General features: G+C 66.9%; 15 protein-coding genes. 9 read left to right on the top strand and 6 right to left on the bottom strand.

Translation table 11 applies throughout. From position 1 onward, the window contains the following. Positions 1–41 precede the first annotated feature (41 nt). On the top strand, positions 42–911 hold the full coding sequence (locus Q3A80_RS03255; RefSeq protein WP_446327636.1) for a sulfurtransferase: 870 nt from the start codon (positions 42–44) through the stop codon (positions 909–911). 82 nt (positions 912–993) lie between these two features. Here Q3A80_RS03255 and Q3A80_RS03260 read toward each other — a convergent pair whose 3' ends face one another. From Q3A80_RS03260 to polA, 3 genes are all read right to left on the bottom strand, one after another. Beyond that, positions 994–1,869 (bottom strand): dienelactone hydrolase family protein, encoded by an 876-nt coding sequence (locus tag Q3A80_RS03260; protein WP_446327637.1) that lies wholly within the window; start codon positions 1,867–1,869, stop codon positions 994–996. Between the two features lie 388 nt (positions 1,870–2,257). Then, positions 2,258–3,592 (bottom strand): NAD(P)/FAD-dependent oxidoreductase, encoded by a 1,335-nt coding sequence (locus Q3A80_RS03265; RefSeq protein ID WP_446327638.1) that lies wholly within the window; start codon positions 3,590–3,592, stop codon positions 2,258–2,260. Between the two features lie 279 nt (positions 3,593–3,871). Next, positions 3,872–6,625 carry a DNA polymerase I gene (gene polA / locus Q3A80_RS03270; RefSeq protein ID WP_446327639.1) on the bottom strand — a complete coding sequence of 918 codons (2,754 nt, stop codon included), beginning with the start codon at positions 6,623–6,625 and terminating at the stop codon, positions 3,872–3,874. A 1-nt stretch (position 6,626) separates the two neighbouring features. Here polA and Q3A80_RS03275 point away from each other — a divergent pair, with 1 nt between their 5' ends. Together Q3A80_RS03275 and Q3A80_RS03280 are read left to right on the top strand one after the other, a co-directional pair. Beyond that, a complete protein-coding gene (locus Q3A80_RS03275; RefSeq protein ID WP_446327640.1) occupies positions 6,627–7,388 on the top strand; it encodes an LOG family protein in 762 nt (253 codons plus the stop codon). Positions 7,389–7,781: 393 nt separating this feature from the next. After that, positions 7,782–8,060 (top strand): hypothetical protein, encoded by a 279-nt coding sequence (locus Q3A80_RS03280; RefSeq protein WP_446327641.1) that lies wholly within the window; start codon positions 7,782–7,784, stop codon positions 8,058–8,060. 126 nt (positions 8,061–8,186) lie between these two features. Here Q3A80_RS03280 and Q3A80_RS03285 read toward each other — a convergent pair whose 3' ends face one another. Further along, a complete protein-coding gene (locus Q3A80_RS03285; protein ID WP_446327642.1) occupies positions 8,187–9,713 on the bottom strand; it encodes an AMP nucleosidase in 1,527 nt (508 codons plus the stop codon). Between the two features lie 140 nt (positions 9,714–9,853). Between Q3A80_RS03285 and Q3A80_RS03290 the strand changes: the two genes are divergently transcribed. From Q3A80_RS03290 to Q3A80_RS03310, 5 genes are all read left to right on the top strand, one after another. Then, positions 9,854–10,261, top strand: a complete 408-nt coding sequence (locus Q3A80_RS03290; protein WP_446327643.1) for a hypothetical protein — start codon at positions 9,854–9,856, stop codon at positions 10,259–10,261. 108 nt (positions 10,262–10,369) lie between these two features. Beyond that, positions 10,370–11,368, top strand: coding sequence for a homoserine kinase (locus Q3A80_RS03295; RefSeq protein WP_446327644.1), 999 nt, complete (start codon positions 10,370–10,372; stop codon positions 11,366–11,368). Further along, a complete protein-coding gene (locus Q3A80_RS03300) occupies positions 11,359–12,168 on the top strand; it encodes a BPSS1780 family membrane protein (protein ID WP_446327645.1) in 810 nt (269 codons plus the stop codon). The genes Q3A80_RS03295 and Q3A80_RS03300 overlap by 10 nt, the downstream gene beginning before the upstream one ends. A gap of 175 nt (positions 12,169–12,343) precedes the next feature. After that, a complete protein-coding gene (locus Q3A80_RS03305) occupies positions 12,344–12,796 on the top strand; it encodes a MarR family winged helix-turn-helix transcriptional regulator (RefSeq protein ID WP_446327646.1) in 453 nt (150 codons plus the stop codon). A 156-nt stretch (positions 12,797–12,952) separates the two neighbouring features. After that, positions 12,953–13,372 carry an organic hydroperoxide resistance protein gene (locus Q3A80_RS03310; RefSeq protein WP_446327804.1) on the top strand — a complete coding sequence of 140 codons (420 nt, stop codon included), beginning with the start codon at positions 12,953–12,955 and terminating at the stop codon, positions 13,370–13,372. Between the two features lie 108 nt (positions 13,373–13,480). Here Q3A80_RS03310 and Q3A80_RS03315 read toward each other — a convergent pair whose 3' ends face one another. Both Q3A80_RS03315 and Q3A80_RS03320 read right to left on the bottom strand, forming a co-directional pair. Continuing rightward, positions 13,481–13,657 carry a DUF3563 family protein gene (locus tag Q3A80_RS03315; RefSeq protein WP_006753395.1) on the bottom strand — a complete coding sequence of 59 codons (177 nt, stop codon included), beginning with the start codon at positions 13,655–13,657 and terminating at the stop codon, positions 13,481–13,483. An 81-nt stretch (positions 13,658–13,738) separates the two neighbouring features. Continuing rightward, a complete protein-coding gene (locus tag Q3A80_RS03320) occupies positions 13,739–14,848 on the bottom strand; it encodes an extracellular catalytic domain type 1 short-chain-length polyhydroxyalkanoate depolymerase (protein ID WP_446327647.1) in 1,110 nt (369 codons plus the stop codon). Between the two features lie 246 nt (positions 14,849–15,094). Between Q3A80_RS03320 and Q3A80_RS03325 the strand changes: the two genes are divergently transcribed. Continuing rightward, positions 15,095–15,793, top strand: a complete 699-nt coding sequence (locus Q3A80_RS03325) for a phosphatase PAP2 family protein (protein WP_446327648.1) — start codon at positions 15,095–15,097, stop codon at positions 15,791–15,793. The last annotated feature ends 14 nt before the right edge of the window (positions 15,794–15,807 follow it).

Raw genomic sequence — 15,807 nt, forward strand, 5'->3', positions numbered from 1 at the left:
AGACTTGGAGTATCAGGCCGTTTGCACTCCAGGGAGCCGTCATGCCACACACCCACTACACCACGCTGATCTCCGCAGCGAATCTCGCCGAGCGTCTGGCCGCGGCGCCGGGCAGCGTCGCCGTGTTCGACTGCCGCTTCGACCTCGTCGATCCGGCCGCGGGCGAAGCCGCCTATGCGGCCGGCCACATTCCGGGCGCGCAATATCTTCACCTCGACCGCGACCTGTCCGGCCGCAAGACCGGCACCAACGGCCGCCATCCGCTGCCGACGCGCGACGCGTTCGCCACGCTGATGGCCAGCCGCGGCGTCAAGCAGGGCCAGCAGGTGGTCGCGTACGACGCGCAGGGCGGCGCCTATGCGGCGCGGCTGTGGTGGCTGCTGCGCTGGCTCGGGCACGATTCGGTCGCGGTGCTCGACGGCGGCCTGCAGGCATGGGAAGCAGCGGGCCAGCCGCTGACGACCGACGTGCCGCACCCGGCCGCGGGCGACTTCCGCGCGGGACCACCGCTCGAATCGACGGTCGACGCGGCAGCGGTGCTGGCGAACGTGACGTCGGCGAGCCGCGTCGTGATCGATGCGCGCGCGCCCGATCGCTATCGCGGCGAAAACGAAACGATCGATCGTGTCGGCGGCCACATTCCCGGCGCGCGCAACCGCTTCTTCAAGGACAACCTGAACGCCGACGGCCGCTTCAAGACCGGCCACGAATTGCGCGAGACGTTCACCGCGCTGCTGGCCGGCACCGAACCGAACAACGTAATCCTGCAATGCGGGTCCGGCGTGACCGCATGCCACAACGCGCTCGCACTCGAGGTCGCGGGGCTGCATGGCGCGTCGCTGTATCCGGGTTCGTGGAGCGAATGGAGCGCCGATCCGTCGCGGCCGATCGCAACCGGCCCGAATCCGTAAGCAACTGCGGCGCGTTGATGATGAAGCGGCGGCCGGTGCCGCGGCGGCCGATGCCGCGGCGGCCGGTGCCGCCGCTCGTCGTTTACATCACGCCGTACTTGTGGAACCACTCGATCGCGCGCTTCCAGCCGTCCTCGGCATCGCCTTTCACGTAACTCGGCCGGTAATCGGCGAAGAACGCGTGACCGGCGTCCGGATACACGACGATCTCCGACTGGCGCGCGAGTTGCGAATCGCTCGTCTGGATCGCCTTGCGCATGTCGGCGAGCGATGCCTGCGTGATGTTCGTGTCCTTCTCGCCGTACAGGCCGAGCACCGGCACCTTCAGCAGCGACGCATGGTCGACCGGATTGAACGGCGTCATCTCGTCGGTCTTGCCCTCGACGAACCCGTACCACGCGACGGCCGCGCGCACGTGCGGATTGTGCTCCGCATACAGCCACGCCTGGCGCCCACCCCAGCAGAACCCCGTCACGCCAAGACGCGACAGGTCGCCGCCGTTCTTGCCGGCCCACGCGACGGTCGCATCGAGATCCTCGGTGACCTGCCGGTCCGGCACCTTGCTGATGATGTGGTCGTACAGCTCCTTCATCGTCGGATACTTCGCCGCGTTGCCCTGCCGCGCGAACAGGTCCGGCGCGATCGCCAGATAGCCGAGCTTCGCGAAGCGGCGGCACACATCCGCGATATGCGCGTGCACGCCGAAGATCTCGTGGATCACGATGACGACCGGCAGGTTCGTCTTGTCGACCGGCTGCGCGCGATACGCGGGGATGCTCGCGTCGCCCGAGCGGATCTCGATGGTGTCGACGTCCAGCCCGGTGCTGTCGGTGGTGACCGTCTGCGCCGACACGGGCAGCACCGCCGCCGCGAAAGTGCCGCCCAGCGCGGCCTGCATGAACTTGCGGCGCGAGAACGGAACGTGGGGAACCAGGCTGTCGACTTCGGGTTTCAACATGAATGCACTCCTCGATTGGGCGCCGCCGCCACGGCCGAATCGGGCCTGACGGGGCATCGCGCCGGCGGACGGCGCGGATGTCGCGGCGGTTGGCACCCCGCCGCCACGCGAAAACCCGGACAAGATGCCCAATAATCCGTTGTCGCGTCAACTGTCGGATGTGTAAGACTCGATTACGAGCAAGTAATGCGGTCGCATCGATCGCGGCGCCGCGGCGGGACGATGGGCGCCGCTGCGCGATCGAATGCGCTCGCATGAAGCGAAGAAGCGTGTGCGACAAACGGCCCCGCATCGGTATGCGCGACCATCACGGTCCCGAAACGACAACGAGCAGGAAACCCGCTCGATGCGTGCTCCCTGCCCGTCCGGTGCGCGGCTGTCCGCGGTATCAGTGCAGCTTGACGCGCGGCAACGTCGTGCGGCGCAGCCAGTGCGCGACCGTATCGAGCATCATCCGCGGATAGCCGTGCAGCGCGGCGATGTGCAGCCGGTACAGCGACATGTACATGAACCGCGCGAACAGCCCCTCGATCAGCATGTTGCCGCCGATCAGGCCGCCCATCAGGTTGCCGACCGCGCTGAAGTGACCGAGCGATACGAGCGAGCCGAAATCGCGATACGTGAATTCGGGTAGCGGACGGCCGTCGAGCCGGCAGCCGATCGCCTTCAGCAGGAAGCTCGCCTGCTGGTGCGCGGCCTGCGCGCGCGGCGGTACGTTGCGTTCGTTGCCCGGCCACGCGCAGGCCGCGCAGTCGCCGAGCGCGAACACGTTGTCGTCGGTGAAGGTCTGCAGCGTGCGGCGCACGTCGAGCTGGCCGAGCTTGTTGACCTGCAGGCCGTCGAGATTCGACAGCACGGCCGGCGCCTTGATGCCGGCCGCCCAGACCGTGAGATCCGCGCGCACGGCCTTGCCGCTCGCGGTATGCACGACGCCCGGCCCGACTTCGGTCACGCGCTCCGCGAGCATCAGCCGCACGCCGAGCTTTTCGAGCAGTTCGGCCGTCGCAGCCGACACGCGCTCCTGCAGCGCCGGCAGGATGCGCGGCCCCGATTCGATCAGCACGATGCCGACGTCATGCCGCGGATCGAGCTTGTGCAGACCGTACACGGACAACACCTGCGCGGTGTTGCGCAGCTCCGCGGACAACTCGACGCCCGTCGCGCCGCCGCCGACGATCACGACCTGGATGCGCGGCTCGGCCGCCGCCCCCGGCGCAGGCTCCGCCGGCGCCTGATGCTCGGCGCGCATGCATGCGGCGATCAGGCGCTTGCGGAAGCGCTCGGCCTCGCCGACCGTATCGAGCGCGATCGCGTTCTGGGCCGCGCCCTGCACGCCGAAGAAGTGCGTCGTGCTGCCGATCGCGATCACCAGCGTGTCGTATTCGAGGTCGCGCGCCGGCAGCAGTTCCGCGCCGTCGCTGTCGTTGACCGGCGACAGCGTGATGCGCTTCGCCGCGCGATCGAGCGCCGTCAGTTCGCCCTGCTGAAACTCGAAGCCATGCCAGCGTGCCTGCGCCGCATATTCGAGTTCCTGCGTGAACGGGTCCATGCTGCCCGCCGCGACTTCGTGCAGCAGCGGCTTCCAGATGTGGGTCGGATTGCGGTCGACGAGCGTGACGAGCGCACGCGCGGGACGATTGCCGCGCGCACCGTAACGGTCGCCGAGCCGCGTCGCCAGTTCGAGGCCGCCCGCGCCTCCCCCTACGATGATGATCCGATGCATCTGATTCCCCCTTTGCGATTCGAAACTGCTGCCGCCGGACGATGCAGACGCGATGCGTTCGCGCCGCCCGTTGGATTAACCGGTTCGGACATCATCGATGTGCAGTTCGAAACACTTCGATGCGTGCGATCCCGGAACGCGGGCGCGCTGCCCCCGCGACAATGGCCTGACTGACCTGCATTGTCCGGGAGCTTGCGCGTTGACCACAAGCAAACCATCTCGATATTCAGCATCCCTGCAACAATATGCCGCGGGAAACGGGAATCGCGCGGGGGTGCGTCAGTGTGCCTCTTCCCAGTTCGCGCCGGCGCCCACTTCGGCGACCAGCGGCACCTTCAGCTTCGCGACGCCGCACATCATTTCCGGCAGCTTCTCGCGCACGAGCGACAGTTCGTCGTCGGGCACCTCGAGCACCAGTTCATCGTGCACCTGCATGATCATTCGCGACGCGAGCCGGTCGCGCGTGAGCCAGTCGTCGACCGCGATCATCGACAGCTTGATCAGATCGGCCGCCGTGCCCTGCATCGGTGCATTGATCGCCGCGCGCTCGGCGGCCTGACGGCGCGGGCCGTTGCCGCCGTTGATCTCCGGCAGCCACAGGCGGCGGCCGAAAACGGTTTCGACGTAGCCCTTGTCCTTCGCGGCGGTGCGCGTGTCTTCCATGTACTGCGCGACGCCGGGGTAGCGCGCGAAATAGCGGTCGATATAGAGCTTCGCCGCATCGCGCGTGATGCCGAGGTTCGATGCGAGGCCGAACGCGCTCATCCCGTAGATCAGCCCGAAGTTGATCACCTTCGCGATCCGGCGCTGGTCGGAGTTGACCTCCAGCGGCGTCACGCCGAACACTTCGGCGGCCGTTGCACGGTGGATGTCCTCGCCCTGCGAGAACGCGCGCAGCAGCGACGCGTCGCCGGAGATGTGCGCCATGATCCGCAGTTCGATCTGCGAATAGTCGGCCGACACGATCCGGTGGCCCGGCGATGCGATGAACGCTTCGCGGATCCGCCGGCCTTCTGCCGTGCGCACCGGAATGTTCTGAAGATTGGGATCGTTCGACGCAAGACGGCCCGTGACCGCGACGGCCTGCGCATAATTCGTGTGCACGCGGCCGGTCGCCGGATTCACCATACGCGGCAGTTTGTCGGTGTACGTCGACTTCAGCTTCGACAGCCCGCGATGCTCGAGCAGCAGCTTCGGCAGCGGATAATCCTCGGCGAGCTTCTGCAGCACTTCTTCGTCGGTCGACGGCGCGCCGCTCGGCGTTTTCTTCACGACCGGCAACTGCAGCTTCTCGAAGAAGATCTGTCCGATCTGCTTCGGCGAGCCGAGATTGAACTCGCCGCCGGCCAGCTCGTACGCCTGGCCTTCGAGCTCGATGAGCCGCGTCGCGATCTCGCTGCTTTGCGCCTGCAGCAGTGCGTCGTCGATCAGCACGCCGGTGCGCTCCATCTTGCGCAGCACGAGCGACACCGGCATCTCGATGTCGCGGTACACGCGCTCGAGGCCCGCTTCGCGCGCGACCTGCGGATACATCGCGTGATGCAGCTGCAGCGTGATGTCCGCGTCTTCGGCCGCGTAAGCGGCGGCCTGGTCGAGCGCCACCTCGTCGAAGCCGATCTGCTTCGCGCCCTTGCCGGCCACGTCTTCGTACTTGATCGTCTTGACGCCCAGATGACGCAGCGCGAGGCTGTCCATGTCGTGCGTGCGGTGCGATTCGAGCACGTACGATTCGAGCAGCGTGTCGTGCTCGATGCCATCCAGTGCGATCCCGTAGTTCGCGAGCACCTGCGCGTCGTACTTCAGGTGCTGGCCGACCTTCTTGCGATCGGCCGATTCGAGCCACGGCTTCAGACGCGCGAGCACGTCGTCGAGCGGCAGCTGCTCGGGCAGGTCGGGGCCGCGATGCGCGACCGGCAGATACGCGGCCTTGCCGGGCTCGACCGAGAACGACAGGCCGACGAGCCGTGCGGTCATCGGATCGAGCGAAGTGGTTTCGGTGTCGAACGCGGTCAGTGCGGCCGCAGCGATCTTCGCGAACCACGCGTCGAACTGCTCCCAGGTCTGGATCGTGTCGTATTCGCGGACGATGTCCGTCGCCACCACCGGCGCGGGATCGCCTTCCGGCGCATCGGCGCCGCCGCCTTCGGCGGGTGCGCTGTCGACTTCCCGCAGCCACGTCTTGAAGCCGTAGCGCGCGAAGATGTCGCGCAGCAGGTCGCGTGCTTCGCCGTCCGTCTTCAGCGACGCTTCGATCGATTCGAGATGCGGCGTGAGATCGCACGACGTGTCGACGGTCACGAGCTTGCGGCCGAGCGGCAGGAAATCGAGCGCGCGGCGCAGGTTGTCGCCGACCACGCCCTTGATCTCGTCCGCATGCGCGATCACGCCGTCGAGACTGTCGTATTGCGACAGCCATTTCACGGCCGTCTTCGGTCCGCACTTCTCGACGCCCGGCACGTTGTCGACGGTATCGCCGATCAGCGACAGGTAGTCGATGATCCGCTCGGGCGGCACACCGAACTTCGCGATCACGCCATCGCGATCGAGCGTCTCGTTCGTCATCGTGTTGACGAGCGTGACGCGATCGGTGACGAGCTGCGCGAGATCCTTGTCGCCGGTCGACACGATCACGTTCATCCCGTGCCGCTCGGCTTCGCGCGCGAGCGTGCCGATCACGTCGTCGGCCTCGACGCCTTCGACCATCAGCAGCGGCCAGCCGAGCGCGCGCACCGCGCCGTGGATCGGTTCGACCTGCAGTGCGAGATCGGGCGGCATCGACGGACGGTTTGCCTTATAGTCGGCATAAAGGTCGTCGCGGAACGTCTTGCCCTTTGCATCGAACACGCAAGCGCTATACTCTGCACTGACTTCCTTGCGCATACGGCGCAGCATGTTGATGATTCCGTAGAGCGCTCCGGTCGGCTCCCCGCCAGGGCCACGCAAATCAGGCATCGCATGGTAAGCCCGATACAGATAGCTCGAACCGTCAACCAATAGCAGGGTCTTACCTTCCAGATTTCGTTCTTCAGGCATTATGAACAAGAGAAAAGTGATTCCGAGTCTGCGGTCGCTCGCAGATCAAGAACGCGCGACGGCCAAGAAGGCGCGCGCATCGTGGCAGATGTTCACGATTATGGCAGAGTTTATCGAGGCGACCGAGTACCTGTCGGAGATCCGCCCGGCCGTCAGCATCTACGGTTCTGCCCGTCTGAAGCCCGATACGGCGCACTACAAGCTCGCGGTGCAGATCGCGCGCAAGCTGTCCGACGCCGGCTTCGCGGTGATCTCCGGCGGCGGCCCCGGCATCATGGAAGCCGCGAACAAGGGCGCGCACGCCGGCAAGGCGCCGTCGGTCGGCCTGAACATCGAACTGCCGCACGAGCAGGCCGGCAACCACTACCAGGACATCTCGCTGCGCTTCCGCCACTTCTTCACGCGCAAGGTCACGTTCGTGAAGAACTCCGACGCGGTGATCGTGATGCCGGGCGGCTTCGGCACGCTCGATGAACTGTCCGAAGTGCTCACGCTGATCCAGACGAAGAAGTCGCGCCTCGTGCCGATCATCCTCGTCGGCAGCGAGTTCTGGAAGGGGTTGCTGCAGTGGTTCCGCGACCAGCTGATTCCGAATGGCCTGATCAATCCGGAAGACATGGACCTGATGCAGGTGATCGACGATCCCGACCAGGTGCTCGACGCGGTACTCGCGTTCTACGAGGACAGCGGCGAGGAAGAAGGTTCGGACGATGGCGACGGTCATCCGCCGCGGCCCGAAGAAGACCGCATGTTCTATCTGTAATTCGATCGACGTCGATGGCCGGCCTCGCGGCCGGCACGTCGCTTCCCGCGCGGCAGGCCCGGCGATGTCGCCGCCTGCCGCGTGTCATTTGTAACACCGCATTAATCGCGCGGTGCCGCCGCGCGCCGCCGAATGTCAAATCGGCGCGACCCGCATCGCGCGACGAAGGGGCCATGCTCGTCGCCTGCGGTGCGTCAATGTCAAATGAGGCCGGCTGCCATTCACCGGCCAAGCCTCTTTCGCGACAATCCGCCGTAACAAACTCGCCTCGCCTTTTTCGCGCCGCACCCGCACACTTCTTCTCGTCGGCGTGGCGTCCCCCCGGTGGAACGATCCCCCCTCGCGTCCATCGCGTCGCGCCGGCCTTTTGACAACGACATCACGGAAAACAACATGAAACGCTCGCTGATCGCGCTCGCCTTCGCCGGCCTCGGTCTTTCGCTGTCCGGCCTCGCCCACGCCGTCAACGTCGACGTCAACATCGGCACGCCCGCACCGGTCGTCGTGGCGCCGGCGCCGGTGGTGGTGATCGGCTGGCACGGCGACCGCTACTGGGACGGCCAGCGCTACTGGGAGCGCCGCGAGTGGGAAGACCACGAGCGCCATCATGGTCGCGAAGGCCGCGGCGGCTATCACTGCCCGCCGGGACACGCGAAGAAGGGCGAATGCTGAGCCGCTGAGCGCCGGGCCGAGCGGCTCGCGCGCTGACGCGTAAAGAAGCGCAAACAACGAGGCCGCACGCGAACGATGGTTCGCGTGCGGCCTTTGTCGTTGCTGGCGCGGCTGCGCAGCGTCGCGTTACTGGAACGCCACTTCCGCGAAGCTCCGGAGCTTGCGGCTATGCAGCTTGTCGAGCCCGTTCGTGCGCAGGATCTCCATCGCTTTCACGCCGATCTGCAGGTGTTGATCGACCTGCCCGCGATAGAACGTGTCGGCCATGCCCGGCAGCTTCAGCTCGCCGTGCAGCGGCTTGTCCGACACGCACAGCAGCGTGCCGTACGGCACGCGGAAGCGGAACCCGTTCGCGGCGATCGTCGCGCTTTCCATGTCGAGCGCGATCGCGCGGCTCTGCGACAGCCGCTGCACGGGCTCGCGATGATCGCGCAACTCCCAGTTGCGGTTGTCGACGCTTGCGACCGTGCCCGTGCGCATCACGCGCTTCAGTTCGGCGCCTTCGAGCCGCGTGACTTCCGCGACGCCGCGTTCCAGCGCGAGCTGCACTTCCGCGAGCGCCGGGATCGGCACCCACAGCGGCAAGTCTGCGTCGAGCACGTGATCCTCGCGCACGTAACCGTGTGCGAGCACGTAGTCGCCGAGGCGCTGCGTGTTGCGCAGGCCCGCGCAGTGACCGAGCATCACCCACGCATGCGGACGCAGCACCGCGATGTGGTCGGTGATCGTCTTCGCGTTCGACGGACCGACGCCGATGTTGACCATCGTGATCCCGCTGCCGTCCGCGCGCTTCAGGTGATACGCGGGCATCTGCGGCAGCCGCGGCGGTGCGGCACCCTCGGCCGGCTCGCTGCCGAGATTCGCGTTGTACGTGATCACGTCGCCCGGTTCGACGAACGCGCTGTACTGGCTGCGGTACTCGCGCACGTCGGGATCGGTGCTCTCCGTCATCAGCGTGCGGCCGAGCTTCACGAATTCGTCGATGTAGAACTGGTAATTCGTGTAGAGCACGTAGTTCTGGAAGTGCGTGGGCGACGTCGCCGTGTAGTGGCGCAGCCGGTGCAGCGAGAAGTCGACGCGTGCGGCGGTGAACAGCGCGAGCGGATGCGGCTCGCCGGGCGCCGGCTCGAACGTGCCGTTGACGATGCGATCGTCGAGATACGACAGGTCGGGCGTGTCGAAGATGTCGCGCATCGCGAGCAGGCGGTCGCGGTCGAGTTCGCCCTCGAGGTGGATGCCTTCGGGGAACGCGAAGTGAATCGGAATCGGCTGCGACGACACGCCGATCTCGATCTTCACATGGTGGTTCTTCGACAGCAGGCGCAGCTGCTCGCGATAGTAGTTCGCGAACAGGTCCGGGCGCGTGACCGTCGTCTCGAACACGCCGGGGCCCGCGACGAAGCCGTACGAACGGCGCGAATCGACGTGCGTGTTGACGTCGGTGCGAATCCGCACGAACGGATAGCACGCACGCACGTGCTCCGTGAACGGTTCGTGGCGGCGATAGCGCGCGAACGCGTCGCGCAGGAAGCCGGTGTTGGTGTCGTAGATGGCCGACAGCCGCGCGACGGCGGCAACGGAATCGTCGAAAGCTTCGACGGGCGGGCTCTCGGGCGTCAGCACCCGGTGCCGGCGGCTCAAATCGTTCTTCATTTTCATCACCTCGTCTGATCGAACGACATTACCACGGAACCCGGTCGCCCTCATGGCCGTACGCTTGCATGCCGCTTGCACGAGAGGGCCGGCCCGCGCGCAGTATTTGCTAAAATCGACAAGTTCACTGGAGACTCATCATGAAGCCGCTCATTCTCGTCGCCGCTGCCGCCGCGTTCGCTGGCACGTTTGCCGCCGCAGGCGCAGCCTACGCCGCCGGCGGCACGCCCGACGCCGACGCACAGGCCCGGGCCGAAGCCAACGAAGCCGCCGGCCTGCCCGATCTCCGCAAGATCAACCGGCCGGGCGCCGAAGTCACGTCGAAAGTCGACTTCGCCGACATTCGCCGCACGCCGAGCTTCCACGAGAAAAGCAAGAACGGCACCGAGGTCACCGAGTATCGCGATCGCGGCAAGCCGGTCGAGATCGACGTGAAGTCGAACTTCGGCACCCGCTACCAGATGAGCTCGACGCCCGACACGTCGCCGAAGCCGCACGACGCGGGCGTCCCGATCACGCGCCTGCCGTCGGTCAACCTGCGCTACTGATTTCCCGCCGCGCCGCGCCGAACCCGACGCGGCGCGCCGGCTCTCCCTTCACCTCCTGTCGCGCCGCACGCCACCGCGCGTGCCGACAACTGACCAGACGCATCTCGCATGGCCGTTTTCACCGCTGTTTCCGACTCCGATCTCGCGCAATGGATGCGCCACTACGAACTGGGCGACGTGCTGGCGTTCCGCGGCATCCCGTCCGGCATCGAAAACAGCAATTTCTTCCTGACGACGACGCGCGGCGAGTACGTCCTGACGATCTTCGAGAAGCTGACCGCGGAGCAGCTGCCGTTCTACCTGGACCTGATGCGCCATCTGGCGAGCCACGGCGTGCCGGTGCCCGATCCGGTCCCGCGCGATGACGGCGCGCTGTTCGGCAAGCTGCACGGCAAGCCGGCGGCGATCGTCACGAAGCTCGACGGTGCCGCCGAACTCGCGCCGGGGGTCGAACACTGCATCGAGGTCGGGCAGATGCTCGCGCGCCTGCACCTCGCCGGGCGCGACTATCCGCGCCAGCAGCCGAACCTGCGCAGCCTGCCGTGGTGGCAGGAGAACGTGCCGGCGATCGTGCCGTTCATTTCCGACGCGCAGCGCGCGCTGCTCGAGGGCGAACTCGCGCACCAGACGGCGTTCTTCGCGTCCGGCGACTACGCGGCGCTTCCGGGCGGCCCGTGCCACTGCGACCTGTTCCGCGACAACGTGCTGTTCGCGCACGCGGCACCGGATACCGGCCATGCCGTCCGGCTCGGCGGCTTCTTCGATTTCTATTTCGCCGGCTGCGACAAATGGCTGTTCGACGTTGCGGTGACCGTCAACGACTGGTGCGTCGACCTCGCGACGGGCTGGCTGGACGTCGCGCGCGCGGACGCGTTGCTGCGCGCGTATCAGACGGTTCGGCCCTTCACGGCCGAGGAGCGCCGCCACTGGCCCGACATGCTGCGCGCGGGCGCGTACCGCTTCTGGGTGTCGCGCCTGTACGATTTCTACCTGCCGCGCGCGGCCGAGATGCTCAAGCCGCACGACCCCGGTCATTTCGAACGGATCCTGCGTGAGCGTATCGCCCACACGCCCGTGCTTCCCGAGACCCATACCGCATGCAACTGATCGAAGTGCCCGCGAAAACGGGCTATGTCTGGTTCCGTCAAGGCATCTGGCTGTTCCGCCGGAACCCGCTCGCGTTCATCACGCTGTTCTTCACGTACCTGCTCGCGATCACGCTGGTGTCGATGGTGCCGGTGATCGGCGCGGCACTGCCGCTGCTGTTCATTCCGGGCATTGCGGTCGGCTTCATGGCCGCGTGCCGCGACACGGTGGCCGGCAAGCCGGTGATGCCGACGATCCTGATCGACGGCTTCCGCTCGTACGGCACCGCGACGACGCAGCGGCTGCTGGTGCTCGGCGTCGTCTACGTCGCGCTGATGGTGCTGGTGTTCGCCGCGTCGTCGATCATCGACGGCGGCGGGCTGCTTCACATGATGCTCGGCGCGACGGGCGACGCAAACGCGACGCCGGAAACGCTCGCGACGCAGGGCACGCTCGGCGCGCTGCTGTTCGCGACGCTGCTCTATGCGCCGGTCGCGATGCTGTTCTGGTTCGCGCCGGTGCTCACCGCGTGGCATGACATTCCGCCCGCCAAGGCGCTGTTCTTCAGCGTCGTTAGCTGCTGGCGCAATCGCGGGGCGTTCGTCGTGTACGGGCTGCTGTGGTTCGGCGTCGCGCTCGGCGCGTCGTTCGGGCTGTCGCTGCTGCTGCAGGCGCTCGGCGCCGGCGCCTACGTGCTGACGATCATGATGCCGGTGACGATCATCATCGTCACGATGATGTACTGCTCGTTCTACGCGACCTATCGCGGCTGCTTCGGCGTTCAGGAGCCGGATGCGCCGACGCCCACGTCCGGCCGCTGACGCCGGCACGGCCGGCAGCGCGCACGCTGCCGGCCGTCGATTCCGCGGCCCGGCTGACCGGGCACCTCTCCTTCTACACCCGCTTCCCCGCGCCGCCCCTGTTCAACGCAATCTTTTGCGCGCAAAATAATTTGCGTGCAAATCGTTAGCGCGTGAGCCGCGCCAGCCGCCGATCATGGACCGCCTGCCCCCATTGCCCCAGACGCTCGACGAGCAACTCTGCTTCGCGCTCTACTCGACTTCGCATGCGATGACGAAGGCGTACAAGCCGTTGCTCGACAAGCTGTCGCTGACCTATCCCCAATATCTGGCGATGCTCGTGCTGTGGGAGCGCGACGACATCGCGGTGAAGGACATCGCCGCCCGCCTCGACCTCGACCCGGCGACCGTCACGCCGCTGCTGAAGCGGCTCGAGGCGCTCGGCTATGTCGAACGCGTGCGCAGCGCGACGGACGAGCGCGTCGTGAACGTGCGCGTGACGGCCGAAGGCCGCGCGCTGAAGGACAAGGCGCGGTCGGTGCCGGCCGAGCTCTTCTGCGCGATGCAGCAGACACCCGAGTTCCTTCTCAGGCTGCGCGCGGATCTGCAGCAGCTGCGCAATGCGTTGGCGACGTCGAACGACGACTGACGAAACGGTGAATCGTAAACGGGCCCGGCGCCGCCGGGCTTTTTCTTCAAAAATTCATTTGCACACAAATTATTTGTGTTCTATATTTTTGACGTGGTCCGCGACCGAGCGTTCGTCCGGACCGCTTTCTTCCCTTCTTCCGACAGGAGCTGCATGATGAACATTCTGTACAAGACCAGCGCCACGAGCACCGGCGGCCGCGACGGCCGCGCGGTATCCGCAGACAACAAGCTGGAAGTGAAGCTGGCCGCGCCGCGCGAGCTCGGCGGCACGGGCGCGGAAGGCACGAATCCGGAACAGCTGTTTGCTGCAGGTTACTCGGCCTGTTTCCTGAGCGCGATGAAATTCGTCGCCGGTCAGAACAAGCAGACGCTGCCGGCGGATACGCAGGTGACTGCGGAAGTGGGCATCGGCCCGAACGACGCAGGCGGCTTCGGCCTGGACATCGAGTTGCGCGTGTCGCTGCCGCGGCTCGACAAGGCGGACGCGCAGGCGCTGGTCGACAAGGCGCACCACGTGTGCCCGTACTCGAACGCGACCCGCAACAACGTGCCGGTGCGGCTGACGGTGCTCTGACGCAACGCTTCGCGCCGAACGCAAAAAGGGCGTGTGCGGCTGCTTGCCGCACACGCCCTTTTGCGTGAGGTGCCGGACCGGCTGACGCGCCGGCCCGCGCTGCGCTGCTTAACGCGAACCGAACGAGAACGGACGGTTCATCGCCGCTTCGCGATCGATCTTGCGCATGCGGAATTCGAGATCGTAGATGTCGGTCGCTTCGGACAGGTACGCGTCGGCGCGCTCTTTCGCGGCCTTTTCAGCGTTCTTGGTCAGCATCAGGAAGAGGTGGCTCAGCAGGTACATGTTCGATCTCGCAATCCAAAGGTTCTTTGACTAGGGTTTTCCCGAATTATAGGGAAAACCCTAGGCTTTGGCTAGCGTCGATCAATCGGTGCGTCGTTCGGTCGCCACAGCGCGACGATTGTGCTCGAAAAAAGACCAGATCATCGCGCTCGCATCGGGGCCGACGGCCGCATGAAACGGCACCGCTTCGTCGCCGCCCGCCCACGCGTGATCGAGCCCCTTCACGTGGCAAAGCCGCACGATCGGCTCGCCGTCCCGGCGCACGTCGGTGATCTGCGCGCCTGCATCGCGCGTTTCGACGCGCTCGCCGCCGCGCAGCGCGCCGCGGCTGTCCGCGAGCCCGTTCAGCCGCATGAACTGCACCGTCAGCTGGTCGGCGTTCTTCGGCGCGACGACACGGTCGCCGTCACCCTGCACGATCAGCGCCGGCATGCCCGGGTACGCACTGGCGTCGATCAGCGCGTCGACGGTGGCGGCCGGGTTCTGCCGCAGCCCGCGCCGCATCACGTCCATCGCGGTGATGCCGGAATTCGCCTCGCCGAGCGCGGGGCCGGAGTGCAGCGCGACCGCCGCGAAGCGGTCCGGATGATGCAGCGCGAGCAGCGCCGCGAGGCCGGCGCCGGCCGAGAGCCCCGCAACGTAGACGCGCGACGCGTCGAAGCCGTGCTCGTCGACGAGCGCATCGACGAGCGACGCGACCGCATCGGCTTCGCCGCGGCCCGCGCGGTCGGTGTCTTCATACCAGTGCCAGCAGCCGTGCGCGTGCGCACGCTGCGACTGCTCGGGGTACAGCACCGCGAAGCCGTGCCGGTCGGCCAGCAGGTTCATCCGCGTGCCGTGCGCGAACTCGTCGGCGGACTGCTGACAGCCGTGCAGCATCACGACGAGCGGCCGTGGGCCACGCGGGCGGCCCGGCGGTATATAGAGCGCGTAAGCGAGCTGCTGGACCAGGCGGCCGAGCGCGGGCGCCATCGGATGCTCGCCGCGCGTCCACTCGCCGGCCGCCCATGCGGCGGCGCGCGGCCGCACGCGCGACTCGCGCGGCGGGGACAGATCGGTTGCGGCGGGCGATGCTGCGGCCTCGAACGCATCGCGCGCGATCCGCTGCGCGTCGCGCGCCGCACGTTTGGCGACCGGAGACAGCATGCGTTTCATGCCGCCCAGCCATACCTTCGTCAGACTTTTGGTCATCGATCGGGCTCGCAGTCAGGAAAAATAGGGGTACGACTCTGGGTGCACCGTTCAACTTTGTGCAATGCACCATAACATTGTTTCTGGGATTTTTCCTGCGCGCGGATAGTTCCCCGCCGCGCAAAAAACGGGCCTCGACCACACGCGGCGCTATACTGGGGTTTTACCGCTTGTATCCGTTGTAGTCGCTCTTCCCGGCTCGCGCGTTGATTTAAGCATTCGTCCCGCCCCTGCTCGTTCCCTCCGATGTTCGACCTGTCCTCTCACCTGTGGATCACGATCACCGCGTTTGGTGGCGCCGGCCTGACCTTGCCGCTCGCGATCACAATCGCCGTGTGGCTCGCGCTCGGCTACTCGTGGCAGCGCGCCGCCGCATGGCTCGGCGTGCTCGCGGCCGCGATCGGGGTCGTCGCGCTCACGAAAATCGCGTTCCTCGGCTGGGGCATCGGTATCCGCGCGTGGGATTTCACCGGATTCAGCGGCCACGCGATGCTGTCGACGTCGGTCTATCCCGTCGCGATCTTCCTCGCGCTGATCCGCACGCGCACGCCGGTGCGGATCGCCGGCATCGCGCTCGGGCTCGCGGCCGGCATCGCGGTTGGCGTGTCGCGCGTCGCGCTCGACGCGCATTCGCCGTCCGAATCGATCACCGGCTGTATCGTCGGCGCGATCGCCGCGCTCGCGTTCATCGCCGGCTCGTGGCACGCGGTGCCGCACCGCTGGTCAGTGCCGGCGGTCGTCGTGAGCCTCGTGCTCGTCACCGTCGCGCTGCACGGCATCACGGTGCCGTCGCACCGCTGGGTCACGCGGGTCGCGCTGGAGCTGTCGGGGCACGAGCGGCCGTTCGTGCGCGCCCGATGGAAGGCCAATCCGAACTACAAGCCCGCGTCGCAGCCGTCGTCGCTGCACCGCACCGGGTCGGCCGCGCCGCTGCTGCACGCGTGACGGGCCACGCGCCC

It is taken from the genome of Burkholderia sp. SR8 (genome assembly GCF_052851275.1).

Excerpts from the sequence above, each read along its gene's own strand:
- Q3A80_RS03255 (WP_446327636.1), top strand. The coding sequence starts at position 42 with ATGCCACACACCCACTACACCACGCTGATCTCCGCAGCGAATCTCGCC.
- Q3A80_RS03260 (WP_446327637.1), bottom strand. The coding sequence starts at position 1,869 with ATGTTGAAACCCGAAGTCGACAGCCTGGTTCCCCACGTTCCGTTCTCG.
- Q3A80_RS03265 (WP_446327638.1), bottom strand. The coding sequence starts at position 3,592 with ATGCATCGGATCATCATCGTAGGGGGAGGCGCGGGCGGCCTCGAACTG.
- polA (WP_446327639.1), bottom strand. The coding sequence starts at position 6,625 with ATGCCTGAAGAACGAAATCTGGAAGGTAAGACCCTGCTATTGGTTGAC.
- Q3A80_RS03275 (WP_446327640.1), top strand. The coding sequence starts at position 6,627 with ATGAACAAGAGAAAAGTGATTCCGAGTCTGCGGTCGCTCGCAGATCAA.
- Q3A80_RS03280 (WP_446327641.1), top strand. The coding sequence starts at position 7,782 with ATGAAACGCTCGCTGATCGCGCTCGCCTTCGCCGGCCTCGGTCTTTCG.
- Q3A80_RS03285 (WP_446327642.1), bottom strand. The coding sequence starts at position 9,713 with ATGAAGAACGATTTGAGCCGCCGGCACCGGGTGCTGACGCCCGAGAGC.
- Q3A80_RS03290 (WP_446327643.1), top strand. The coding sequence starts at position 9,854 with ATGAAGCCGCTCATTCTCGTCGCCGCTGCCGCCGCGTTCGCTGGCACG.
- Q3A80_RS03295 (WP_446327644.1), top strand. The coding sequence starts at position 10,370 with ATGGCCGTTTTCACCGCTGTTTCCGACTCCGATCTCGCGCAATGGATG.
- Q3A80_RS03300 (WP_446327645.1), top strand. The coding sequence starts at position 11,359 with ATGCAACTGATCGAAGTGCCCGCGAAAACGGGCTATGTCTGGTTCCGT.
- Q3A80_RS03305 (WP_446327646.1), top strand. The coding sequence starts at position 12,344 with ATGGACCGCCTGCCCCCATTGCCCCAGACGCTCGACGAGCAACTCTGC.
- Q3A80_RS03310 (WP_446327804.1), top strand. The coding sequence starts at position 12,953 with ATGAACATTCTGTACAAGACCAGCGCCACGAGCACCGGCGGCCGCGAC.
- Q3A80_RS03315 (WP_006753395.1), bottom strand. The coding sequence starts at position 13,657 with ATGTACCTGCTGAGCCACCTCTTCCTGATGCTGACCAAGAACGCTGAA.
- Q3A80_RS03320 (WP_446327647.1), bottom strand. The coding sequence starts at position 14,848 with ATGACCAAAAGTCTGACGAAGGTATGGCTGGGCGGCATGAAACGCATG.
- Q3A80_RS03325 (WP_446327648.1), top strand. The coding sequence starts at position 15,095 with ATGTTCGACCTGTCCTCTCACCTGTGGATCACGATCACCGCGTTTGGT.